Source organism: Prevotella sp. P3-92 (assembly GCF_002251205.1).
GTDB lineage: Bacteria > Bacteroidota > Bacteroidia > Bacteroidales > Bacteroidaceae > Prevotella.
Window position 1 is genome coordinate 42,848 of record NZ_NPJE01000062.1, and the last position, 25,168, is coordinate 68,015.

Genomic DNA, 25,168 nt, shown 5'->3' on the forward strand with positions numbered 1-25,168 from the left:
AATCCGTTGGCTGTCTCACGAAAATATTCTACCTTTGCAAGCATGAAGAAGACATTTGCCGTATTGGGAATGATGTGTGCAGGATGTGCAGCAAGTGTGGAAAAAAAACTCAAAACCACAGAAGGGGTGACAGACGCTGCTGTCAACCTGCCTGCACGTACAGTATTGGTGGAATATGACGAACACCGCACGTCACCAGAACAACTACAGGCATCGCTGGCGCAAGTGGGCTACGACCTTGTTGTGGAACAAGACCGCAACGTAGAAGCCATTGAGCGAAGATCATGGCAGCGAATCCTGCGACAGGCCCTGCTCTCGTGGGGCTTTGCCCTCATGGTCATGTTGGTGGCAATGGGTTATATTCCGATGGGAAACCGCAATACGGAAAACCAAGTGATGCTCGTCATCGCGCTGCTCAATCTGTGTTACTGCGGACGGAGTTTCTACTGTAATGCGGCTCGACAACTCCTGCACCGTTCCGCCAATATGGACACCCTTGTGGCACTCTCCACCGGTATTTCGTTTGTCTTCAGCAGCTTCAACACCTTTTGGGGCGATAGCTTCTGGGGAGCACGAGGCATGGCGTGGCACACCTATTACGATGCATCGGTCATGATTATCAGTTTTGTGCTGACAGGCAGACTCCTGGAAGAGCGTGCCAAGCACAACACAGCCTCAGCAATCCGCGCTCTGATGGGACTCACTCCAAAGACCGCCCACCTCGTTGTAGATGACACGGTAAGCGATGTGATGCTGGCAGCCCTGCAACAGGGTGACACGATAGAAGTGAGACCTGGCGAAAAAGTACCCGTAGATGGCACCATTATCCCAGACTGCCGCACCAGCATCGACGAGAGCATGATTACAGGTGAAGCTGTGGCTGTGGAAAAAGCCCCCGGCGACAAGGTGCTGGCAGGTACCATCGTGAAAGGAGGCACGTTCCGCTTCAAGGCAGAAGAGGTGAGTCAACAGACCGTTCTGTCGCAGATGATTCGCATGGTGGAAGAAGCACAAGGTTCCAAAGCGCCCGTACAGCGTGTTGTGGATCACGTGGCTGCGGTATTCGTGCCAGCCGTGGGACTCATTGCCGTAGCAACCTTCCTGCTCTGGTATCTTATCGGAGGCAGCAACTGTCTGCCGCAGGCTGTCATTTCTGCCGTATCCGTACTGGTCATAGCGTGTCCATGCGCCATGGGACTTGCCACGCCAACCGCCCTCATGGTGGGAATAGGCAAGGCGGCAGAAGCCGGCATACTGATCAAGGATGCCACCGCATTGGAACTGTTGCGCAACGTGGACTGCATGGTAGTAGATAAAACAGGAACCATGACTCTCCCCTCACCCGATGGTCAAGGCGAACAACTCAAGCCCTTTGCCCGTGAAGCCGTGGAGGAGTTACATAAAATGGGCATCACCCTCTACATGATGAGTGGCGACAAAGAAGAACGCGTCAGACACGGGGCACAGGAGGCTGGTATCAGCCACTACAAATGGCAGGTATTACCACAAGACAAAGACGATGCGGTAAAGGCCCTGCAACAAGAAGGCAGACACGTGGCCATGGTGGGAGACGGCATCAACGACTCGCAGGCATTGGCACGTGCCGATGTGAGCATTGCCATGGGACGCGGCACCGATGTGGCGATGGACGTGGCGCAAGTCACGCTCATGGGCGACGACCTCAGGCGCATCCCTGATGCTATCCGATTGTCAAGACGCACGGTGGCAATGATCCGTCAGAACCTCTTCTGGGCATTTATATATAATATGGTGTGCATCCCACTGGCAGCCGGACTGCCTTACGCCTTTGGCGCACACTGGCAGATCACCCCGATGTGGGCATCTGCCCTGATGGCCTGTTCGAGCGTCAGCGTAGTGCTCAACAGTCTGCGACTGAAACGAAGCAATACCGTCATTCTGTCATTCACGAAACAAGCATAACAAATGGAACGCAAAGAAATCACCTTCGATACCTTTATCCGTGGCGTACTCTTCGTAGCCGTACTGGCAGGTATCATCCTCCTGCTGCGCCGCCTCAGCGGAGTGCTGCTGCCTTTCTTCCTGGCATGGCTCATTGCCTACCTGCTCTTTCCGCTGGTCAAATTCTTTCAGTACAAATGCAGGCTGCACTTCCGCATTCTCGGCATCCTTTGTGCCTTTCTTGTGGCAGGAGGCATTGTGTCACTCGCTTTCTGGCTCATCATACCACCCATGGTGGAAGAAGGAATAAGAGTGAAGGATCTGGTGCTCCATTATATAGAGACCAATGCCACCTTCAACAACATACCAACTCAGATACAGGAATACCTGCACCGTCACCTTACCGGCGATGAGGTCAAAGCCATGGTCACGCAAGAGGGATTCATGCAAGCCATGAGAGAGGCCATGCCCAAGATATGGGCCATCATCACCCAAAGTATCGGGGCGGTAAGCAGTCTGCTCTCGATCACTATGGTATTCCTATACACCCTGTTTATCCTCATCGACTATGAGAGACTGACCACAGGATGGCCCGACCTGTTGCCACAACGCTACAGAGCCTTTGCCGTGCAACTGGTACACGACGTAGAGGACGGTATGAACAAATATTTCCGCGGACAGGCCTGCGTGGCATTCTGCGTAGGTGTGCTGTTCAGCATCGGATTCCTCATCATCGACTTCCCCATGGCGGTAGGTTTGGGCATGCTCATCGGCCTGCTCAACATGGTACCTTACCTGCAAATTGTAGGTTTCGTACCAACGGTACTGCTTGCCATCATCAAAGCGGCAGACTCAGGAGAAAACTTCTGGATTGTGTTACTCATGGCACTCATCGTGTTTGCGGTGGTTCAGATCATTCAAGACACCATTCTCACCCCACGCATCATGGGTAAGGTCATGGGCCTCAACTCAGCCATCATCCTACTCTCACTGTCTATTTGGGGGTCGCTGTTGGGCATGTTGGGTATGGTAATCGCCCTGCCTCTCACCACATTGCTCATCACCTATTACCAAAAATACATTGTCAAAAAAGGATAAAAATCAGATAATTATTTGTCATTATCCCATTTTGTTCGTACTTTTGCATGCAAAAGACCATGGTTTATGGCAAAGAATATCATACGGTTATAGACATACAAAGACAACATATTAAGAATATTACAGAACACATCGATATTAGAGGATGCAACAACAAACAAACGACACAACAAAATAAAAAGATTGTTTTTAACAATGGGGAAAGGATTACAACAACATATTGTGCGAGCCATTGTCACTGTGTTCTTCATCATATACACAGTGGCTTTGTCGGCACAAAACAACCAATACCGCATGGATGACGGTCTCTTCAAACTCTACGAAAAGGCCTACAAAGAACGAAAAACGCTGGCAGGAAAAATTCTCGCAGATACCATCATTGAAAGAGCTAAAGCCATAGGAGACCGAAATGGCGAAATCACGGCAATGACCATCCTCTTGCTGTACAACTACTATCAGGAAGACAATATGCCCGCTGTGGAACGCGAAGCAAAAAAACTGATGGATAAGGCTACTGCATACGAAAAATGGACCTACTACTATTTCGCAGCAGCCAACCTCACCAACTATTATATCAGGGAAAAAAGATACCTCGAAGCCTATACGATAGCTCTGGAACAAAGAAAAATCGCAGAGAAAAACAACCATCTCATAGGCATTCGAGACAGCTACTATTCACTGGCAACCATACAACAATACCGAGGAGAATATGCGAGAGCTATCGACAATTACCGCGAGTATATCAAATACTCGAAAGACCACAATATACCTTCCAATTTCACAGACACTTATGCAAACATCTGCAATTGTCTAAGAAAGACTCAAAGCTTTAGAGAAACACTCCAGGAAGTGAAGGAAGCATGGGCCGAATGTAAGTCGGACTACAACCGGTTTGACATTAAACTACAGGAATGTTACGCACTCTTCATGCTGGGAAGGTATGATGATTTCAGGAAAGAATATAACTATCTGAAACAACATGAAGCATACGACCGTGATCTGCACGGCGACGTGAAAGAAGCTGTGGAAACATTCAAGAAAATGCTCGACGGAAAAGACCAGGAGGTGTTGGAAACCATCAAGAGACTCAAAGAGGAAAGCGAACTGGAAGGGTACAGACTGGCTGTGGCATACTATAAATACAAAGGGGACTACGCCAAAGCGGTCAAAAACCAATGGATGCTCATTGATGTTTATGGAGATTACGCCGGCGAACTGGTTCAAAACGATGATCGTATCGTAAAAAACATGTCCAACATACAGCAACATGAAAGAGAGGTGCAGCAGATGGACTATCAAAACACCCAACTGGCCATGGCCAACGCACAACTCTCACTCAACAAATCAACCCTCGAACTCAACAAATCACAGGACAATGCACAACTCGCACAACTGCAGGCTGACAGAAACAAACTAAACTACCAGAACCAACAACTGGAATCGCAAAGACTGCAAAACAAGCTTGAACAAGAAAACAAAACACGACAGGCGGAAGCAGAACAATACCGCCTCAAGAAAGAGGGAATGGCACTTTGTCTGACCTTTGTCGTACTCATCGCCATCAGCTTCACACTCTATGCTATCATACGATGGAGACACGGAAGACAGTTGAAACAGGGCATTAGAAAACTGCGAGAGAGCATCTCGCTACTGAATACCGCCAAACTCAGAGCCAGTGAATCGGAACTGACTAAGACACGCTTCATACAGAACATGAGTCACGAGATAAGAACACCACTCAATGCCATCGTGGGATTCTCTAACGTACTCGTCACCATGGGCAACGAACTGTCAGAAGCAGAAAGTCAGGAACTGACACAATATATCACAACAAACTCAGAACTGCTCACCACCTTGGTCAATGACATTCTCGACCTGACTAACCTGCAGAGTGGTAACTTCGTCATGACCAAAGAAATTGTAAAGGTCAACGAACTCTGTCGAGAAACCATGGAAACCGTCAGACACAGATTGGCAGGAGGCGTGACGCTGACATTCGAAACAGAGTTGAATGAAGATTTCGAAGCCGTAACAGACCGCAAGCGTGTGCAACAGGTGCTCATCAATCTATTGACAAATGCTGAAAAGAACACAGAAAAAGGCAGCATCATACTGTCTTGCAAAAAGATAGAAAATACCGATATGATCTCTTTTACTGTCACAGACACAGGAATCGGCATTCCTGTCGAACGGATGGATGAGATATTCAAACGTTACAAGAAACTCGACGACAAAAAACAAGGTTCCGGACTCGGTCTCGACATCTGTCGCACCATTGCAAAAAAACTTAATGGTGAAATCAACATCGACCGCCAATACACCAATGGTGCACGTTTCTACTTCAATATTCCCTACAACGCATGAAACAGACAAAAAGAACTACAATATACACCCTGCTGATCATCCTGCTGTTTGGCTTGGCTTTGCCCACACAAGGACAGAACAATCCATTCAAGATCAACGACAGCCTGTACCCACTATACCTCAGAGCCAACTACAACAGAAAGAACCATATCTGTCTGGAACAGGCTGACTCACTAAGGAGAAAAGCCATCAGGCTAAAAGACCACAAGGCAGAAATCCTTGCTCTTCTCGTTCCTCTGAAATACCAAATAACAAAACAGCACAATTTCCCTGCCGTTTGGAAAGCAAGTCAGCAGGTAAGAAAGAAAGCACAGGAATACAACTATCTGCAGTATTATTTCTACACTTCTACAACTATGGCAACCTACCTCCTGTCTGAAGACAGATTCGACGAGGCGAAAGAACTGATGCAGAAAGACATCCAGTTTGCCACAAAACACAAACACCCATACGGCATTCAAGCAGGCTATGTGGCATTGGGAAATATGCTGATGGCAAGAGGGGAATATGCACATGCCATTTTCTACTACGAAACAGCACTACAATTCTCACAGGAACACATGCAGAAACAGGAGCGGTCAACAATCTATCCTCACATCTGCGATGGTAACATACGTTTAGGACGATTCCAAGAAGTCGTCAACGCAACAAATGAGGGCATCCGCTACTGTTATTCAGAACCTACAAAAGCTGGACTCTACGGCTACAAAGCTATTGGCCACTTCATGACAGGTGATTACGCCAACTTCAAGAAAAGCTATCAGGAATATTTCAAGAGATTGAATACTGTCCCTATTATCGCAACAGAATACCTTATTTTATTGAACTCATTATACGCCATTTCCAATCAGGATTCTGTGAAATATCAGGAATACAAGAACAAACTGTCCGGACTGCTCAGAAAATACAGCTCCTATGCCTACTATTCATACAACGGACAATATGACAAGGCGGCAAAAGTCATGAACAAAATTGTAAGACTCACACAAAACGGAGGCAACACCAACATCCTCACAGACCTTGCAGGCATGAGAAACAGCTTTGCCATGCAGATTGCTGACATCGACAAGCAAAAGGCTGCCAACGAAATGGCAAAGCTACAACTGCAACTGGCCCAACTGCAACTGGCCAGCAACAACCTTGAGATAAGCAATGCGGACAGACTCAAGAAATTGGCAGAGATGCAGAACGGTCGTAACCTGCTCGCACTACAGAACCAAAAACTCAAGTCTAACAAACTGGGCGTTTCCATCGACAGTCAGAAGAAACTGGTAGAACTGCAGAAACGACAATACAACATGCAAAAACTGATCATGGTAGCCATGGCGGCTATTGCCCTGCTGCTCATTGTTGGCACGATCATCTATCTGAAAGCTAACAAAAAAATGGAGCGACGACTGTCCAAACTCTCTAAAAATCTGACCCATACATTGGCCGAACTCAACATCGCCAATAAAGAAGCACAACATGCCGACCAACAAAAGACACTCTTCATACAAAATATGAGCCACGAAATAAGAACACCACTCAACGCCATCGTAGGTTTCTCGCAAGTGCTTACCGACCCCAGTTTCAACATCAGCGATGAAGAGAAATCGGACCTTACCTATAGAATCACAGAAAACTCAGAGCAATTGAGCAACCTAATCAATAATATCCTTGATCTGACCTCCATAGAGAGTGGAAAATATCAATTGATAATAGAACCGGCAGACATCAATGGTGTGTGTCGGGATGCCGTAGAAGAAGCACGCAGTCACGTGGCAGAAGGGGTGATGTTAACATTCAACACCCAACTGGCAGAAAGCGAAAAGATTGAAACTGACGGAATGCGGGTGAAACAGGTTGTGACACACCTGCTGAATAATGCTATCAAGAACACAACAGCAGGCAGCATACAGGTAAACTGTTCGAAGAACCAGAAAGGACAAACCTTCATCACAGTAACTGACACAGGTGTGGGCATTCCGCAAGACAAGCAAGAAACCATCTTCGAACGCTTCGGAAAACTGGATCAATTTAAACCTGGATCAGGTCTCGGACTGGAAATCTGTCGCACCATTGCCCATAAATTAGGAGGTAATGTGTACCTCGATCCCGACTATACCAACGGCGCACGTTTTTGTTTTTTCTTTGGGAAACCAGAAGGAAAAGCGGCAGAGGTCTGATCCTTCAAAGGATACTTACTCCTGACGCAACATGGCAAGATAATCATCGTAAGAAATGTGACGACCACCCATGGAACGGAGATGCGGAGTTTCAAACTGGCAATCGATCATCAGTCCGCCATTCTTCTCCATCAGTTGTGCTAAAGCGATGAGTGCCACCTTGGAGGCAGATGGGGCCAACGAGAACATACTCTCACCCATAAAACAACGACCAAGACAAACTCCATACAGTCCGCCAACGAGTTGTTCATCCTCATCCCACACCTCCACACTGGCGGCAAACCCCTGACGATGCAATTCGGAAAACGCAGCTATCATCTGAGGACCAAGCCATGCACCTTTCTCTTCAATTCGCAGTTCGCTACAATTATCTATAACAGCTTGAAAATCTTGATTAAACGTCACATGGTAAATATTTTTATTTAACAGCGAACGCATGGAGTGACTAATATGAATCTCATGAGGTAAAATCACATAACGGTCCATCGGACACCACCATTGAATCTCGTCATAATCACGAAAACTGTACCAAGGGAAGATGCCGTTACTATAAGCAAGTAACAGGCGATCAACACTGAGGTCACCACCAATGGCAAAGAGTCCGTCATCATCACCACGGCGTGGATCAGGAAACCAGAGATTGTTGTCAAGTCGATAAATCATAACTGCTCCAAATCATTTAACAACAAAAACACCATCCTTACAGTCCACAGTGGCTATTCCACCCTTGCTGAGAGAACCAAACAACAAGGCACGCATCAACAACGGTTTGATATTGTTGCCAATCACTCGATCCATCTCACGAGCACCGTATTCCGGTGTAAAGCCAAGCGTAAGCAGACGGTCGAAGGCCTGCTGAGAAACAGTTAGTTTCACCTGGCGCTGGCCAAGCTTGTCAGAAAGGAGGGCAAGTTTCTTACGAAGGATAAGCGTTGCCATTGTCTTGTCCATATCACGAAAAGTCACAATATCGGTCAGGCGGTTGATGAATTCAGGCTTGAACACCCTCTTCACCTGTTGCCGCATAGCCTCACCACGGGACACATGCCCCGTGAAGCCAACGCTGGCCTGTGAAGCATACTGCGCTCCTGCATTAGAAGTCATAATAATGATAACATGATGGAAATCCGCCTGCTGACCTCGGTTATCTGTCAGGCGGGCATAGTCCATTACTTGAAGTAGAATATTATAAATGTCGCTATGGGCTTTCTCAATCTCATCAAGCAGAAGCACACAGTTGGGCGTCTTACGAATGGCCGAAGTAAGCAGACCACCATCATCATACCCCACATAACCGGCAGGCGAACCAATAAGTTTGGCAACGGTATGCTTCTCCGCATATTCAGACATATCGAAACGCACCAATTCCACGCCCAACTGACGAGCAAGCACACGGGCAACCTCTGTCTTACCAACACCAGTGGGCCCCACAAAGAGCAATGAGGCCATCGGTTTGTCAGAATCGGTAAGACCAGCCTTGGCCATCATCACTGCATCTGTCAGACGCTCAATGGCCTTATCTTGACCATAGATCTGACTCTTCATCTGTGTGACAAGGTCTTTCAACGAATTATTATCGGCCTCTTTCAAGGCATCGGCATCAATACGGCAAACCTTATTTAATATTTCATCAACCAGGCTCTTTGTCACATAGTTATGCAGACGATTACGCGGGTGGACTTCAAGATAAGCACCTGCCTCATCAATAATGTCAATGGCTTTGTCGGGCAACTGGCGATTTGTTATCAACCGAGCCGAACTCTCAACAGCATACGTCCAAGCATCCTTCCGGTAGATTACATTGTGATAGTTCTGAAAGGTTGGTAACAATGCTTCTACAATACGAAGGGTGTCCTCTACAGACGGTTCCTTAATGTCAATCTGCTGGAAACGACGAGTAACGGCCTTCGACTTGGCAAGGGTACGATTGAAGGCTTCATAGGTTGTTGAACCTATAAAACGGAGTTTACCTCGATCAAGATAGGGTTTCATGACATCAAAAGCACTGATACTATCAGATTGCGCTTGTTCACCACCCATCATCAAATGAATCTCATCGAGATAGATCACACTGTTACCTTGGGCTGTAGCACCGTCCAGAACATCCTTGAGGCGCTTTTCAAACTCGCCTCGAAACTGTGCACCAGCCATCAACTGTCCCATTTCAATAGAATATATGTGGGCCTTTTGCAACCTATAAGGCACATGACCTTTGGCGATGCGTTGTGCCAAACCATAAATCAGAGCGGTCTTACCCACCCCAGGCTCACCAATATGGAGCGGATTGTTCTTCTCCATACGGCAAAGCACCTCTATGGTACGGTCAAGTTCTGCCTCGCGACCGATAATGGGCAGATGATCAGTGGCTTCTGCTGTAATATCAGTGGTCCATTGTTTCCAATCTGATGACGAAGCAAAATCAGAAGGACTTCCCATCATCTCATCATCGTCCTCCAAGTCATCATCATCCAAGTCATCGTCTTCTAAGTCATCCAAGTCATCGTCAAGTTCTTCTTCAGCAACATAAGAATCCTTTGCATCGCAATATTCATGAAGAGATAACAGAAGAAACACTTCCGTGACTTTGAGATGTTTGGTCAACAGATAGGTCCCCATACACTCAGCATCACGCATCATGGCTTCAATAAAGGAAGTCACACACAACACACGATCAGCATTTTCTCCTTTGCATATCGTGAAAATCCGACGCATAGAAGACGACAGTTCCAAATCTACTGGCTTTGGGGCTTTTTCTTGAGAAGCTAACCATTTTTCAACATCTTCAGCCAATTCACCAGGCTGACAATCTAAAGATTGCTTCAATACATTAACAAAAGACGGTGCTATTTGGCATAGAGCCAACAGCACATGTTCAGGCATCAGAAATTCATGGGAAGACCGATGAGCAAGTTCACAGGCTTGCTGGATGGCCCTATTCATCGTGGTTGTTATTCTCATTGCTAATTATCGTTTGATCATTCAGGAATATAACTCAAGGTCAGAGGAAAACCATTGGCACGGGCAAGACGCATGGCTTTGTCAACCTTGGAACGCGCAATATCAAGCGGATAGACGCCCACCACAGCCTGACCTGTACGATGAATGGCCAACATGAGTCGTTCTGCCTCATCAGCAGACTTAAAGAACACGTCCATCAGCATCATTACCACAAAATCCATCGTTGTGTAATCATCGTTATGACAAATCACCTTATAACGTCCCGGCTCCTTCATATTGAGGCGCACGCGCATTGTTGATTGAGTTTTTTCTTGAGCCATAATCCACGTAAAATGTAATACTATAGTGCAAAGGTAATCATTTTCAGCAAAATAAGATGCAAATATTTTGCCTTTTGGTTTATTTGTAGTAATTTTGTGGTCAAGATATTAATAAGTTACTACTATGTTTGACAAAGAAACTTACATCAGGCGAAGAGCCGAATTGAAAAAGCTGGTAGGCAACGGAGTCATTGTACTCTTCGGAAACAATGAATCACCCTACAACTCACCTGCCAACTGCCATGCACCAATGCGTCAGGACTCTACGTTCCTCTATTACTTTGGACAACACCGCGACGGACTGGTAGGAGTAATTGACGTGGACAACGACACAGAAATGCTCTATGGTGACGATATTGACATTGAAGACATCGTATGGATGGGATTCGTAGATAGCGTGAAGGTTTTGGCAGATGCTGTGGGCGTCAGCATCACAGGACCGATGAAAGAACTCTCACACGTTTGTCACGAGGCATTAGCAAAGAAACGCACCATCCACTTTCTGCCACCCTATCGACACGATACAAAAATACAAATCATGGACTTGTTGGGCATCCACCCCTCACAACAAAAGGATGCTGCATCTCTACCATTGATTCATGCAGTGGTAAAAATGCGTTCGACCAAGGAAGAACAAGAGATTGCTGCCATTGACCGCGCCTGCAATATCGGCTACGAAATGCACACCACCGCGCAACGTCTGACAAAAGCAGGAACAACAGAACGTTACGTTGGAGGACAAGTTGACGGAATAGCCCGTTCAATGGCCCAGGACACAAGTTTTGCCACCATCTATACCCAACACGGTGAAATCATGCATGGCAATCCATCAGACGCAATACTGCAAGACGGAAGACTTGTCATCTGTGACGCAGGATGTGAACTGGATGACTATTGTTCTGACCATACAAGAACAATGCCTGTCAACGGAAAATTCACCCAGCGGCAACTGGAAATCTACAGCATCGTAGAAGCTTGCCATGATTATGTATTGGAAGTAGCCAAACCAGGAGTTAAGTACAAGGAAGTACACTTTGCCGTATGCCGTAAAATGGCTGAAAGCCTGAAAGAAATCGGTTTGATGAAGGGAGACATTGATGAAGCTATTGCAGCAGGAGCACACGCCATGTTCCTCCCCCACGGACTTGGGCACATGATGGGTATGGACGTACATGACATGGAAAGCATCGGACAAATCTATGTCGGATTTGACGATGAGACAAGACCCAATCTGGAACAATTCGGCACCAACTGCCTAAGAATGGGAAGACGGTTGCAAGAAGGATTCGTCGTTACAGACGAACCGGGAATCTATTTCATCCCACATCTCATTGATGAATGGAAAGCTAACGGACACTGCAAAGACTTCCTCAATTTCGATATGCTTGAAACTTACAAGGACTTTGGAGGAATACGCATCGAAGATGATGTACTGATAACCAATGACGGATGCCGTTTCTTGGGAAGCAAACGTATTCCATACCATCCCGCAGAAATAGAAGAAATAATGGCAGGAAACAAATAAAAACGAACAAGCAACAAATAAATAAAAAAAAAGAGAACTAATTATGAAGAAAACATTCATTATCGCAATAATGGCAATTCTTGCCATTGGTGCTCAGGCTCAGGAAAAAAAGACTGAGAACAAAAACAAACCGGTATTCACCGTTGTCAAGGAGAATCCTATTACATCTATCAAGGACCAGAACCGTTCGGGTACGTGCTGGGCCTATTCTACTCTTTCGTACTTTGAGGCAGAAATTCTGAAAAAGACAGGTAAGACCTATGACCTCTGTGAGAGTTTTGTGGCCAACAAGGACTACATGGACCGTGCCATACAGGTTGTAAGACTGCACGGAGACTGCCAGTTTGCACAAGGCGGATCAGCTTATGATGTGCATTACGTGCTCCAGAACTACGGAATCTGTCCAGAAGAGGCCATGCCTTTCCCTGGTTCACTCTATGGTGACTCTCTCAACAACTTCAACGAGTTCTTCTCACTGCTTGAACCATACGTGGCTGCCGTATCAAAAAGCAATGCTAAGAAAATCTCTAACCAGTGGAAAGTTGGACTGCAGGGCATTCTCGATGCATATCTTGGCAAATGTCCGGAAGAATTCACCTACCAAGGCAAAACATACACTCCAAAGAGTTTTGCTGCTTCACTCGGTCTCGACTGGAACGACTACGTTAGCATAACTTCTTTCACTCACCATCCTTTCTATACCGCTTATGCTGTTGAAGTACAGGACAACTGGCGCAATCCTCTGAGCTACAACGTACCTATGGACGAAATGATGAAAATCATTGATAATGCCATTATGAACGGCTACACTGTAGCATGGGGCGGAGACGTTTCAGAAGAAGGATTCACACGCAATGGATTGGCTTATGCCATCGACACCAAGAAGACTGAGAGCCTTCAGGGAAGCGACATGGCACGCTGGCTCAAGATGACTGCCCAGAAAAAACGCAATCTCATCGACTCACTCGGATGCACCGTACCCGAAGTTAAAGCAACACAGGAAATGCGTCAAGAGCGTTTCGACAACTGGGAGCTCACCGATGACCACGGCATGCTCATCTTCGGTATTGCCAAAGACCAAAACGGACGCGAATACTATATGGTTAAGAACTCATGGGGAGAAACTGGCGAATATAAAGGAATTTGGTATATGACTAAAACCTTTATCGCAGCAAACACGATGGATTACACCGTTAACAAAAACGCTATTCCTAAGGATATCCGCAAAAAACTCGGCATCTAATAAATGACCTTATTATATGTAAAATCGGAACATACCATGATTTTTTCCATGGTATGTTCCGATTTCTTGTTTTTTCTTTGTAACTTTACACCGCATATTGGCTATTGTAAAGCCGATAGTATCTGAAATAAAGAAAAAATAAGAACAATATATAAATGCACTACCAATGGAATTACGAACCTCCTACACCAAAACGGCAACAAGCAATTAAAGAACTGGCCGAGAAAATCAACATGAGTCCCATTGTTGCAGATTTGCTTATCAGCAGAGGCATCAAAACTGAATCGGCAGCAAAACGTTTCTTCAGACCGATGATGAACGAACTCATCGATCCTTTTCTGATGAACGATATGGATGTGGCCGTAGATAGGCTCAACGATGCAATGGGACGCAAGGAACGCATCATGGTGTATGGTGACTATGACGTGGACGGATGCACAGCAGTGGCACTCGTCTATAAATTTCTTATGCAGTTTTATTCCAACATCGACTATTACATCCCTAACCGAGAAGAAGAAGGATACGGAGTAAGCTACAAAGGAATAGACTATGCCAAGGAAACAGGAGTTAAACTCATCATTGTACTTGACTGTGGCATCAAGGCCATTGAGGAGATTACCTATGCCAAACAACAAGGTATAGATTTCATCATCTGCGACCACCATGTGCCAGATGAGATTCTGCCTCCAGCAGTGGCTATACTCAACCCTAAACGCACCGACTCGTCCTATCCGTTCAAGCATCTTTGCGGATGCGGCGTAGGTTTCAAGCTGATGCAGGCATTCGCAAAAAATAACGGTATTCCATTCTCAAGACTGACTCCTCTACTCGATTTATGCGCAGTCAGCATTGCGGCAGACCTCGTGCCTGTAACCGGCGAGAATCGCATTCTGGCATTTCATGGACTGAAACAACTCAACATCAACCCATCTATTGGTCTCAAGGCCATTATCAATATTTGTGGATTGACCGGACGAGAGTTAACCATGAGCGACATTGTTTTCAAAATCGGTCCACGCATCAACGCAAGTGGAAGAATGCAAAACGGAAAGGAAGCTGTGGAACTGCTTGTAGAACGCGATCTCCAACGTGCACTGACAGAAGCTAATCGCATTAACGAATACAACGAGCAGCGAAAGGACATAGACAAGCAGATGACCATAGAGGCCAATGAAATCGTGGCTCGCTTGGAAAGTCAGCAACATATGTCGTCTATCGTGCTGTACGATGAAGGATGGAAAAAAGGAGTTGTAGGCATCGTTGCCTCACGCTTGACGGAAATATACTATCGGCCAACTGTCGTTCTCACCATTATAGATGGCATCGCGACAGGATCTGCACGTTCCGTAGCAGGATTCGACATCTATGATGCCATCAAAAACTGCAGAGATATCCTTGAGAACTTCGGTGGTCACACCTACGCAGTAGGACTCACCCTGAGACAGGAGAACATCCCTGAATTCCGTCGTCGTTTCCAGGAATACGTCAAACAACATATTCTACCAGAACAAACGTTGCCAACACTTGACATCGACGAAGAAATCGACTTTAAGGATATCACCAAACGCCTACACGGCGATTTGCGAAAACTTGCCCCTCACGGACCTGCCAACGAGAAGCCTCTCTTTCTTACACGCAACGTCTATGACTATGGAACATCGAAAGTTGTAGGCCGCCATCAAGAACACATCAAACTTGAACTGGTAGATTCGAAATCGGCAGTTGTCATGAATGGAATTGCCTTCGGACAAAGCGCAGATGCCAGATACATCAAGTCTAAGCGCTCGTTTGACATTGTTTATACCATCGAAGAAAATGCCTATAAACGCGGGGATATCCAATTGCAGATAACCGACATCCGTCCCAGCGAGACACCGGAATCTCCTAAATAAAGAAAGCGTACTGCCTATAAGTGATAAGAAAACTTGCAGACTGACAAACAGAAAAGACCATAAGATGGACAAATACCAACAGATTCTCAAACGTTATTGGGGATATGATGATTTCCGCGGAATCCAACGAGACATCATTCAATCCATTGGAGAAGGTCATGACACGCTTGGCCTTATGCCTACGGGTGGAGGTAAGTCTATCACATTTCAGGTACCAGCACTCTGTCGTGAGGGAGTCTGTATAGTTATCACTCCACTCATCGCACTGATGAAAGACCAAGTCAATCATCTGAGACGACGTGGCATCTTGGCGGCTGCCGTCAATTCCAGCATGAGCCATGATGATGTGTTACGCATTCTCGACAATTGCATATTAGGAGGCACTCGGTTACTTTACATCTCACCAGAACGCCTGGCAAGCCAACTGTTTATCACAAAACTAAGACATATGCAAATTAGCTTCATCACTGTAGATGAAGCACATTGCATCAGCCAATGGGGATATGATTTTCGTCCAAGCTACCTCAACATTTCAAGCATTCGTGTTCTTTTACCTGATGTGCCTATTCTGGCTCTTACAGCAACAGCGACACCAGCTGTAGTTGAAGATATCAAAGACAAATTACAGCGACCTGACGACAAAGGTGGCACATTCAATGTGTTTCAAATGTCATTTGAACGTAAGAATCTCAGCTATATCGTCAGAGAAGCTATGGACAAGCGACATGAACTTATAGAAGCTCTACACACATCAACAGCCTCTTCCATCGTATATGTCCGGAGCCGGAAACATGCTCGAGAAATAGCAGAACTACTTACCCAAGAAGGATTCAGTGCGACATACTACCATGCTGGACTTGATACAGAGGAAAAAGACAAGCGACAAAACGACTGGCAGGCAGACCGCACCAGAATTATTGTTGCCACGAATGCTTTCGGCATGGGCATTGATAAAGCAGATGTCCGACTGGTGCTTCACTACGACTGCCCAGACTCTATTGAAGCTTACTTTCAAGAAGCTGGACGCGCAGGACGCGACGGGAAACCTGCCCAAGCTATTCTACTCTATGGGCAACAAGATATCGTCAAACTCCGCAAACGTGTAGCTGACACATTCCCTGACAAGGATTATATCCGGAAAGTTTACGACCATATAGCATTCTATTTTCAGATAGCATTAGGAGACGGTAATGGTGTTTCCCATGAATTCAACCTACAAGATTTCTGCTATAAATTCAACCATTTTCCTGTTCAGGTACATTCTGCCCTACAAATTCTGCAAAGAGCCGGCTATTTAGAATTCACTGCAGAACGTGAGAATGCCTCTAGAGTGATGTTCGTCGTAGAAAGAGACGAACTATACCGGCTGACTGGCAATACGCCCAACGAGGATCGTCTGATTGTTGTCATGTTACGTAACTTTTCTGGGATGTTTTCTGAATATGCCTATATTAATGAAGCTCATCTGGCATCAATCAGCAATATTGACCGAACTGAAGTACACGACATTCTGTTGCAACTGTCGCGCAAGCACATCATACAATACATACCTCCTAGCCAGTTGCCTTTTCTCCGCTACCTGCAGAGACGAGAAGACAGCAAACATTTGTTGTTTCCTGCAGAAGTTTATGAAAACCGTCGCAAACAATTCAGCCAACGCATAGAAGCAATGATCCATTATCTACAGGATAACACTCATTGCCGTTCACAGCAGTTGCTTTCTTACTTTGGAGAAAAGCAAGAGAAAACATGTGGTCAATGTGATGTGTGTGTTACTATTAGCGATGATGATGTTCAAGCAGCGCAAAAGCAAATACTTCAATTTCTCTCCGATAAGAAGCCTCATCTGCTTGTAGAACTCCGAGCGCTACACATTCCTACCGAAATCTTTTCACGAGCTCTCCGTTATCTTGTTCTTGAAGAGCTCGTAAAAAGCGATTCGGTTCAAATAAGCCTTTAAGAGGCAATGTAGAATATCTACCAGTAAAGAAGTATCAATCGAGGCAACCTATAATTTCACGGACAGAATGACATCCATGATCATCAAGCCAACGATCAATGCCATCACGTACCTTTATGGTAACTGATGGATCTATAAAGTTTGCTGTTCCTATCTCAATAGCTGTGGCACCTGCCATAAGAAATTCAATAGCATCATGGGCATTCATTATACCACCAAGTCCAACAACAGGAATTTTAACCGCACGAGCAACTTGCCACACCATACGTAATGCAACAGGTTTAACCGCAGGACCGCTCAAGCCACCAGTACCGATACTGAGTACAGGACGACGTTTTTCTATATCAATGGCCATTCCCATCAATGTATTAATAAGCGAAACACTGTCTGCGCCCTGTGCTTCACAAGCACGAGCAATGTCGGCTATATTTGTAACATTAGGCGAAAGTTTCACTATTAACGTTTTATGATAACGTTCACGTACAGCTTTTACCACACTCTCTGCCCCAGCGCAAGTTACGCCAAAAGCCATTCCTCCATCCTTGACATTGGGACAAGAAATATTGAGTTCTATTGCTGGAATATTGTCAAGAGCGTCAATGCGCGAAGCACATTCTGCATAATCGTCTGGTGACGAACCGCTAACATTTACAATGACGTTAGTATTTATATCCTTAAGTTGGGGATAGATGTGCTGGCAGAAATAATCCACACCCTTATTTTGCAATCCTACACAATTGAGCATACCACTGGGAGTTTCTGCCATACGCGGATAATCATTACCTTCACGTGCTTTCAACGTGGTACCTTTAACGATGAATCCTCCTAAACCATCAAGGGGAATAAAGTCTGCAAACTCTAATCCATAGCCAAATGTTCCCGAGGCCGTCATTACTGGATTTTTAAGTGCCAGATGGCCTATATTCACTTTCAGATCTGCCATAACAATTGTTTTACATTAAATACAGGACCATCTTTGCAGACACAAAGATTACCCTTTACTGTTTTCTCTACACAACAGAGACAAGCTCCAAGACCGCACGCCATCATATTCTCCAATGACGCTTCACACTCAACATTTGCTTGAGAAGCATATCGTGCCACAGCCATCATCATGGGTTTAGGACCACAGGTAACTATTCTATCAAATGTTTCTTTCTTTAAAATCGAGTGATTGGTTACAAACCCTTTTTCTCCTTCAGTTCCATCTTCCGTTGTAATACAAACACGGCCATAATGACTGAAAAGATCTAATTCTAACAAGTCTCCCTTGGAACGTGCACCAAGCAGAAATGTCGGTTCTACTCCCAAGCGTTTCATTTCTGCACCCATATATAACAATGGAGCCACTCCCACTCCTCCACCTACAAGAAGCAGGCGTTCTGAGGACTTATTGGGCATAGTAAAACTATTACCCAGAGGCAATACGCAATTGACAACATCCCCCACTTGTACCTGTCCTAAGTAGCGTGTGCCCTTGCCGACCATTGCCACCATAAGCCAGAGTTCATTATTCGTTCTATCTACAAAATTAATTGAGATTGGACGGCGAAGCAAAACGCCATCAACACCTTCCATACTTACTTCGACAAATTGTCCGGGAAACATTTCAGGTAAAGGTTCTTCGTGTGTCAATTTAATCAGCACATGTTTCGAACTGATGTGATCAACACTCTTCACCACAAGATCACATATAATTTTTTTCATATTCATCATTATTTTATAGTTTTCGTCATGTTCTACTAACATTTCCTGAACTAAATCGCTTATAAAAACATATACTTCATTATAAACAGAAGGGCAAGGATAACAGAACCTATTGACAAATCACGGTATTTACCACTAAATGCATGTACCATAACCCAAGTTATGAGTCCAAGAAGAATACCATCGGAAATACTGTAACATAGAGACATCATAATAATGCAGAAAAAACAAGGAATTGCTTTCGCATAATCATGAAAATCAATATCACGGACGCCAACCATCATAAAGACTCCAACCATAATCATTGCCGGTGCTGTTGCCTGAGAGGGAATCAAGAGGAACAAAGGGGCAAAGAAAAGCGCAAGTATAAAACAAACGGCAGTTGTCATAGCAGTAAGTCCGCTACGACCACCAACGTTCACACCTGCAGCACTCTCTACATAGGTCGAGACTGTAGATGTTCCAACGATTGCACCAAACGTTGTTCCAACAGCATCAGCAAAAAAAGCTCTGTTCATGCCGTGCATCGTTCCGTCTTTTTCTACAAATCCTGTTCTATTACCTACACCGATAAGTGTACCTAATGTGTCGAACATATCCATAAACAGGAGAGTAAACACACAAATCGCCATATCAGGTGTGAAGATATTCTGCCAATCCATTTTACAGAATACAGGGGCAAGACTCGGTGGAGTATCTACAATTGTTTTAACATGTTGCACATCTGTTACTCCCAAAGGAATTCCGATGGCTGTTGTTGCAAGAATGCCTATCAACAATCCTCCAGTAACATTTCTCACCATAAGAACTGCACTAATAACAATACCGAAAAGAGCGACTAAAACTGGCGTTGTATGAAGATCGCCAAGTGTAACAAGTGTTGCGTCACTATGAACAATAATACCAGCCTGTTGAAGACCTATAAAAGCAATAAACAACCCGATACCTGGTGATATTGCCTTTCTAAGTTGTATTGGCATGGCATAAACAATCTTGTCACGTAGGCCTGCAATGGTCAAAATAATAAAAATTACGCCCTCAATAAAAACGGCCGTAAGTCCGAATTGCCAAGAATATCCCATCTTCAAGACAATGGTATAGACAAAAAATGCATTCAGTCCCATTGCAGGGGCCAGTGCAAAAGGCAATTTAGCATATAGAGCCATAACGATGGTAGCTACCAAAGAGGAGAGCACCGTTGCTGTGAAAACAGCTCCTGCATCCATTCCTGCATTGCTGAGTATAGACGGTTGTACGGCAAGAATATAAGCCATTGTAAGGAAGGTAGTAATGCCACCGAGCAGTTCTTTTTTCAGCGACATTGTTGCAGGATTAAATCCAAAGAGACGATTGAGCGTATTCATTATCTTAAAAATTGTTTTTGTTAGAGTATCATTTAAAAACTGCATGCAAAGTTAATGAATTATTTTGAGATATAATGCTATAGATGAGCTTTTCTTAACTAAGATACCAATAAAAGACATTTATCTTATGCGCTCATCTTCAGATGGAAAAAAACCGTTACCCTTGGTCGAGGGTAACGGTCCAATATCAAATAAATTCTTTCTATTCTAAAAGAATGATCTCTTAGTCTTCCTGGTTTTCAGGACGGAGTTTGCGAACAGTCACACCTGCACGCCACATTTCCTGATTGCGCATAGCTTCAAGCTCTTTCTCCAAGCCGGCACGATAATCAGGCTTTGAGTTAGCATCAATTGAAATCTGTGCTTCATTACCAGTCTTAACAGAATAGTAGAGCCACTCCATAACAGGTTTTATTGCATCATGGAAACGAGGAGCCCAATCGAGAGCACCACGCTGTGCGGTTGTAGAGCAGTTAGCATACATCCAATCCATACCCTTTTCACCGAACAACGGGCCAAGGCTTTGGGTAAGTTCTTCAACTGTCTCATTGAATGCTTCTGAAGGAGTATGTCCGTTCTCGCGCAATACTTCATACTGAGCAAGAAGAAGTCCCTGTATAGCACCCATCAGTGAACCGCGCTCACCAGTCAAGTCACTAGTAGCTTCACGTTGGAATGTTGTCTCAAAGAGATAACCAGCTCCAATACCAATACCGAATGCGATGGTCTTCTCTTTTGCCTTACCACTTGCATCCTGATATACTGCATATGAACAGTTCAGACCGCGACCTTCACAGAACATGGTACGAAGAGAAGTACCAGATCCCTTAGGTGCAACCATGATTACATCAACATCTTTTGGTGGAACCACACCAGTGCGGTCGCTCCAGTTGATTGCAAAACCATGACTATAATATAATGTCTTACCGGGTTTCAGATATTTCTTAATATTAGGCCATACCTGAATCTGACCTGCATCTGAAAGCAACATGCAAAGGATAGTACCCTTTTCAGCAGCCTCTTCAATAGAGAAAAGGGTCTTGCCTGGTACCCAACCATCAGCAACGGCCTTGTCATAAGTGTTACCCTGACGCTGTCCAACAATGACATTGAAACCATTGTCGCGCAGGTTACAAGCCTGTCCAGGTCCCTGAATACCGTAGCCAATAACTGCGATTACTTCATCTCTCAAAACTTCACGTGCTTTCTCGAGTGAGAATTCTTTGCTGGTGACAACTGTTTCTACTACGCCACCAAAATTCATTTCTGCCATATATGCAAATTGTTTAATGTGTTGTACATGTCCACTTGAACCATGCCCGCCCTCACGAGAGCAGTCGTCTTGTTGGTCCAACACCTCGCTTACTCGAAGCGACGCCAATGGATTAACTATTTCTTTTCTGGCTGCAAAGATAACAAATTATCACCAAACAACCAAATTTTCTTTCAATCTTTTACAAATTTAACTTTACTTCTACATACTTCTATGCCATCGTCTTTGCAAATTCGTATGCAGAATTCGTTTTCATCCGCACCATTCTCTCGATAGAACGAAAGTTTGTCACCTGCATGTGCCTCAGCCACATATGCTATTTCAAAGCGTTTGATTCGGTGTGTCCGATACCAGTCAATAGGCCATAAATCAAGAACATGTTCTATATATTTCACAGAGTTGACGTGTCCGTTGATATCTACATCATTATAATAGGTGTCTATGGTACGCACATATTGTGCTTGATTGGTCATTTTCACCCTTCCTCCTTTATCTATCGGACATTCCTTTTCTGTTTCTATCCATTGTTGGATAGCTCCGTCGTTGACAGCAAGTATATCAGTAGGTTGGCGGTTATCAACATCAATCATTGCCCATATAGAGCGTCCATAGCCATATATTTTTTGATTTCCCTGTTCATCTTTACCGCTAACGGCAAAGTTTCGCTGTGTGAAATAGCGCATTGCACCCTCCACCCATGTCTCAACTGTGAATGGTGTGTATTGAAATGGCATTTCTTCCATTTCTATTGCTAATCGGGACAATACCCATGCTCGCTTTGCTTTCATCAGATAGCGCATACCGAACCCTCGGTCGGTAGAATGAAAGTCTGCTGCATTAAGTAAATGATTTCCAAGATGTCCCATAAACAAACGGCCACTATAATCACAATGGAAAGGTTCTGCAAGGAACTGATATCTTCCAATCTTTCCTATAGTCTTATTATCTTGACTGTCCATCAATATATCTCTTTTAATGATCTACCAATAATTATGTATTTTGCCTCTCGTTATTTGCATTATTATCTGCAAATGCGGTTTCTAAACATGATTATTTTCTCTTTCATCAAGGAATTCACTAACCTGTTCTTGTGTTGATCGGGTCACCGCAATACGTCCACTTCTCGTATATTGCAATACACATCCATAGTCGTTGAGTGTATGATACAATTTAAGGATATCTTCAGTAATACCGAATTTCATCACGATAACATAGGTAGGATTAACCTCAGTAATACTAGCATCTGAGCGTCGGATAACCTGGCAGATTTCTGGATTTCCGAATACCATTTCCGTTGAAAGTTTATAGAATGCGGTTTCTCGTATAAACAGCTGATCGTCTGTAAAATAGTTAGCCTTCACCACATCTATTTTCTTTTCAATTTGCTTAGTAATCTTAGTAATTTGGTCTTCATCACTCCAGGCTGTAATAGTATATTTGTGAACGCCTTCAATACTTGAGGGCGATACATTCAAACTTTCGATATTAACTTGTCTTCGAGTAAACACAGCAGTTATCTGGTTGAGAATACCAGCAATATTCTCTGAATAGACCAACAATGTATATAATGTTTTATCGTTCATCTTATTTCCTTTTATTCTGTTTACATTTGGAGAACGTTCGCTTACTTGTTTTTATTAAACCTGAACGTCGAGCATCATATCATCGACACTAAGTCCCGGAGGTGTCATCGGTAACACATTATCATCTTCCAGAATAGCACATTCCAGAATATAAGGTCCGTCAGTTTCTGCCATTTTCTTTATAGCTTGTGCCAAACGTGCACGGTCTGTAACTGCCTCATAAGGGATGCCGTATCCTTGCGCGATGAGTTCGTAGCACGGATTCATCATTTTGGTAAACGATTGTCTTCTGTGCCAGAACATATCCTGCCACTGGCGTACATTTCCAAGATAATGATTATTCATGAGAATCATCTTTACTGGGGCTTGCTGTTCCATAATCGTACCCAATTCTTCTATGCACATTTGGAATCCTCCGTCACCCATAAAACAACAAACCATACGGCCAGGAGCTCCAAAAGTTGCTCCTATAGCGGCAGGCATTCCATACCCCATAGTTCCAAGTCCACCACTTGTACAGATACTTCTTTTGTGATGATATTTAAAATAGCGGGTTGCAAAGAGCTGGTTTTGACCCACATCGGTTACAAGGACAGCATCATCTGGAGTATTTTCTGCCACAGCATTCACGACTTCACCCATCAGAAGAGGGCCTTCTGTAGGATGTATGGCGGGTTCTATCACTCGCTTGCGTTCCTGCTCATGAAGTGGCAGGAAAGAATCGCGCCATTCTTTATGATTGGCATTATTAACAAGAGCCGTCAATGCCGGAAGAGATTCTTTGCAGTCGGCAATGATAGCCACATCAGCTTTCACATTCTTGTCAATTTCACTTTTGTCAATATCGAGGTGAATGATTTTTGCCTGTTTGGCATATGTTTTTAGATTACCCGTTACACGGTCGCTGAATCGCATTCCGATGGCAATAAGAACATCACATTCCTGTTCTTTCAGATTGACAGCATAGTTTCCATGCATTCCCAACATACCAACATTAAGCGGATGATTGGAAGGCAAAGCACTAAGTCCAAGCATGGTACGTCCTGCAGGAATATCGGTTTTTTCCAAGAAATTCAGCAGTTCTTGCTGAGCATGTCCGAGTTCTACGCCTTGTCCAACCAAGGCAAGGGGACGTTTTGCTTCGTTAATCATACGAGCGGCTTCTGCCACCGCCTCTTTGTTGAGTTTAGGATAAGCCACATACGAACGAACATAGTCAACTTTTTGAGGTACAAACTCGACGTCTTCCGTTTGTGCGTTTTTAGGAAAGTCGAGTACGACAGGTCCAGGTCTTCCGCTTCTTGCAATATAGAATGCGCGACTTACCGCCCATGCAATATCCTCCGCATGTCTGATTTGATAGCTCCATTTCGAGATGGGCTGAGCCAATCCCACAAGATCCACCTCTTGGAAGGCATCGGTTCCCAACGCTCCGATAGGAACCTGTCCGGCAATAACCACAATAGGAGTTGAGTCGAGCATAGCATCAGCCACACCAGTCAGCGTGTTTGTTGCACCTGGTCCACTTGTGACCAAGCATACTCCAACCTCTCCGCTAACCCTTGCATAGCCTTCTGCAGCATGCGCAGCTCCTTGTTCGTGTCTGACAAGAATATGATCAAAGGCTTTTTTTTCACCTCTTGTATAGTCGTAGAGTGCATCATAGACAGGCATGATAGAACCTCCAGGGTAACCAAAGATTGTTGTTACCCCTTCATTCTTTAATGCGAGCATCAACGCTTCACTTCCTTTTATTTTTTCCATACTATTCTCTATTTCTTTCATTTAATCAT

General features: G+C 44.6%; 18 protein-coding genes. 8 read left to right on the plus strand and 10 right to left on the minus strand.

Going from position 1 to position 25,168, the window contains the following annotated elements:
• Positions 1-42 precede the first annotated feature (42 nt).
• The 4 genes from CIK93_RS10610 to CIK93_RS10625 all read left to right on the plus strand — a co-directional run bounded on the left by CIK93_RS10610 (position 43) and on the right by CIK93_RS10625 (position 7,550).
• On the plus strand, positions 43-1,941 hold the full coding sequence (locus CIK93_RS10610) for a cation-translocating P-type ATPase (RefSeq protein WP_094447346.1): 1,899 nt from the start codon (positions 43-45) through the stop codon (positions 1,939-1,941).
• A gap of 3 nt (positions 1,942-1,944) precedes the next feature.
• Positions 1,945-3,018 (plus strand): AI-2E family transporter, encoded by a 1,074-nt coding sequence (locus CIK93_RS10615; RefSeq protein ID WP_094447347.1) that lies wholly within the window; start codon positions 1,945-1,947, stop codon positions 3,016-3,018.
• A gap of 195 nt (positions 3,019-3,213) precedes the next feature.
• The gene (locus CIK93_RS10620) at positions 3,214-5,382 is read left to right on the plus strand and encodes an ATP-binding protein (protein ID WP_094436002.1); all 2,169 of its coding nucleotides are present in this window, start codon (positions 3,214-3,216) and stop codon (positions 5,380-5,382) included.
• Complete coding sequence (locus CIK93_RS10625; protein ID WP_094447348.1) at positions 5,379-7,550, plus strand: HAMP domain-containing sensor histidine kinase; 2,172 nt, start codon at positions 5,379-5,381, stop codon at positions 7,548-7,550. The genes CIK93_RS10620 and CIK93_RS10625 overlap by 4 nt, the downstream gene beginning before the upstream one ends.
• A 15-nt stretch (positions 7,551-7,565) precedes the next feature.
• On the opposite strand, the gene aat is transcribed toward CIK93_RS10625, so the two are convergent.
• The 3 genes from aat to CIK93_RS10640 are packed head-to-tail and all read right to left on the minus strand — an operon-like array spanning position 7,566 to position 10,828.
• Positions 7,566-8,213, minus strand: coding sequence for a leucyl/phenylalanyl-tRNA--protein transferase (gene aat, locus CIK93_RS10630; protein WP_094435998.1), 648 nt, complete (start codon positions 8,211-8,213; stop codon positions 7,566-7,568).
• Positions 8,214-8,225: 12 nt separating this feature from the next.
• Entirely contained in the window at positions 8,226-10,508 is a 2,283-nt protein-coding gene (locus CIK93_RS10635) for an AAA family ATPase (protein WP_254046784.1), read from the minus strand.
• 17 nt (positions 10,509-10,525) lie between these two features.
• Entirely contained in the window at positions 10,526-10,828 is a 303-nt protein-coding gene (locus CIK93_RS10640; protein WP_094447350.1) for an ATP-dependent Clp protease adaptor ClpS, read from the minus strand.
• Between the two features lie 124 nt (positions 10,829-10,952).
• Between CIK93_RS10640 and CIK93_RS10645 the strand changes: the two genes are divergently transcribed.
• From CIK93_RS10645 to CIK93_RS10660, 4 genes are all read left to right on the plus strand, one after another.
• The gene (locus CIK93_RS10645; protein WP_094439206.1) at positions 10,953-12,353 is read left to right on the plus strand and encodes an aminopeptidase P family protein; all 1,401 of its coding nucleotides are present in this window, start codon (positions 10,953-10,955) and stop codon (positions 12,351-12,353) included.
• A gap of 43 nt (positions 12,354-12,396) precedes the next feature.
• Positions 12,397-13,596 (plus strand): aminopeptidase C, encoded by a 1,200-nt coding sequence (locus CIK93_RS10650; RefSeq protein ID WP_094447351.1) that lies wholly within the window; start codon positions 12,397-12,399, stop codon positions 13,594-13,596.
• A 155-nt stretch (positions 13,597-13,751) separates the two neighbouring features.
• A complete protein-coding gene (gene recJ, locus CIK93_RS10655; protein ID WP_094447352.1) occupies positions 13,752-15,488 on the plus strand; it encodes a single-stranded-DNA-specific exonuclease RecJ in 1,737 nt (578 codons plus the stop codon).
• Between the two features lie 64 nt (positions 15,489-15,552).
• Positions 15,553-17,448 carry an ATP-dependent DNA helicase RecQ gene (locus CIK93_RS10660; RefSeq protein ID WP_094439201.1) on the plus strand — a complete coding sequence of 632 codons (1,896 nt, stop codon included), beginning with the start codon at positions 15,553-15,555 and terminating at the stop codon, positions 17,446-17,448.
• Positions 17,449-17,482: 34 nt separating this feature from the next.
• On the opposite strand, the gene CIK93_RS10665 is transcribed toward CIK93_RS10660, so the two are convergent.
• The 7 genes from CIK93_RS10665 to ilvB form a co-directional block, all read right to left on the minus strand.
• Positions 17,483-18,391: a dihydroorotate dehydrogenase gene (locus CIK93_RS10665; RefSeq protein ID WP_094389401.1), complete on the minus strand. Its 909-nt coding sequence runs from the start codon at positions 18,389-18,391 to the stop codon at positions 17,483-17,485.
• The gene (locus CIK93_RS10670) at positions 18,379-19,155 is read right to left on the minus strand and encodes a dihydroorotate dehydrogenase electron transfer subunit (protein ID WP_094439253.1); all 777 of its coding nucleotides are present in this window, start codon (positions 19,153-19,155) and stop codon (positions 18,379-18,381) included. Before CIK93_RS10670 ends, CIK93_RS10665 begins: the two co-directional genes overlap by 13 nt.
• 59 nt (positions 19,156-19,214) lie before the next feature.
• A complete protein-coding gene (locus CIK93_RS10675; RefSeq protein WP_094447403.1) occupies positions 19,215-20,519 on the minus strand; it encodes an NCS2 family permease in 1,305 nt (434 codons plus the stop codon).
• Positions 20,520-20,742: 223 nt separating this feature from the next.
• Positions 20,743-21,792, minus strand: coding sequence for a ketol-acid reductoisomerase (ilvC, locus tag CIK93_RS10680; protein ID WP_094447353.1), 1,050 nt, complete (start codon positions 21,790-21,792; stop codon positions 20,743-20,745).
• Positions 21,793-21,965: 173 nt separating this feature from the next.
• Positions 21,966-22,751, minus strand: a complete 786-nt coding sequence (locus CIK93_RS10685) for an acyl-[acyl-carrier-protein] thioesterase (protein ID WP_094389403.1) — start codon at positions 22,749-22,751, stop codon at positions 21,966-21,968.
• Between the two features lie 81 nt (positions 22,752-22,832).
• On the minus strand, positions 22,833-23,375 hold the full coding sequence (ilvN, locus tag CIK93_RS10690; protein WP_094435986.1) for an acetolactate synthase small subunit: 543 nt from the start codon (positions 23,373-23,375) through the stop codon (positions 22,833-22,835).
• A gap of 54 nt (positions 23,376-23,429) precedes the next feature.
• Complete coding sequence (gene ilvB, locus CIK93_RS10695; RefSeq protein WP_173815139.1) at positions 23,430-25,139, minus strand: biosynthetic-type acetolactate synthase large subunit; 1,710 nt, start codon at positions 25,137-25,139, stop codon at positions 23,430-23,432.
• Positions 25,140-25,168 lie beyond the last annotated feature (29 nt).

Coding starts and splice junctions, on each gene's coding strand:
- ilvB (WP_173815139.1), bottom strand. CDS start 25,139: ATGGAAAAAATAAAAGGAAGTGAAGCGTTGATGCTCGCATTAAAGAAT.
- CIK93_RS10635 (WP_254046784.1), bottom strand. CDS start 10,508: ATGAGAATAACAACCACGATGAATAGGGCCATCCAGCAAGCCTGTGAA.
- CIK93_RS10625 (WP_094447348.1), top strand. CDS start 5,379: ATGAAACAGACAAAAAGAACTACAATATACACCCTGCTGATCATCCTG.
- ilvN (WP_094435986.1), bottom strand. CDS start 23,375: ATGAACGATAAAACATTATATACATTGTTGGTCTATTCAGAGAATATT.
- CIK93_RS10640 (WP_094447350.1), bottom strand. CDS start 10,828: ATGGCTCAAGAAAAAACTCAATCAACAATGCGCGTGCGCCTCAATATG.
- CIK93_RS10670 (WP_094439253.1), bottom strand. CDS start 19,155: ATGAAAAAAATTATATGTGATCTTGTGGTGAAGAGTGTTGATCACATC.
- CIK93_RS10685 (WP_094389403.1), bottom strand. CDS start 22,751: ATGGACAGTCAAGATAATAAGACTATAGGAAAGATTGGAAGATATCAG.
- CIK93_RS10650 (WP_094447351.1), top strand. CDS start 12,397: ATGAAGAAAACATTCATTATCGCAATAATGGCAATTCTTGCCATTGGT.
- CIK93_RS10645 (WP_094439206.1), top strand. CDS start 10,953: ATGTTTGACAAAGAAACTTACATCAGGCGAAGAGCCGAATTGAAAAAG.
- CIK93_RS10615 (WP_094447347.1), top strand. CDS start 1,945: ATGGAACGCAAAGAAATCACCTTCGATACCTTTATCCGTGGCGTACTC.
- recJ (WP_094447352.1), top strand. CDS start 13,752: ATGCACTACCAATGGAATTACGAACCTCCTACACCAAAACGGCAACAA.
- CIK93_RS10665 (WP_094389401.1), bottom strand. CDS start 18,391: ATGGCAGATCTGAAAGTGAATATAGGCCATCTGGCACTTAAAAATCCA.
- CIK93_RS10610 (WP_094447346.1), top strand. CDS start 43: ATGAAGAAGACATTTGCCGTATTGGGAATGATGTGTGCAGGATGTGCA.
- aat (WP_094435998.1), bottom strand. CDS start 8,213: ATGATTTATCGACTTGACAACAATCTCTGGTTTCCTGATCCACGCCGT.
- CIK93_RS10660 (WP_094439201.1), top strand. CDS start 15,553: ATGGACAAATACCAACAGATTCTCAAACGTTATTGGGGATATGATGAT.
- CIK93_RS10675 (WP_094447403.1), bottom strand. CDS start 20,519: ATGAATACGCTCAATCGTCTCTTTGGATTTAATCCTGCAACAATGTCG.
- CIK93_RS10620 (WP_094436002.1), top strand. CDS start 3,214: ATGGGGAAAGGATTACAACAACATATTGTGCGAGCCATTGTCACTGTG.
- ilvC (WP_094447353.1), bottom strand. CDS start 21,792: ATGGCAGAAATGAATTTTGGTGGCGTAGTAGAAACAGTTGTCACCAGC.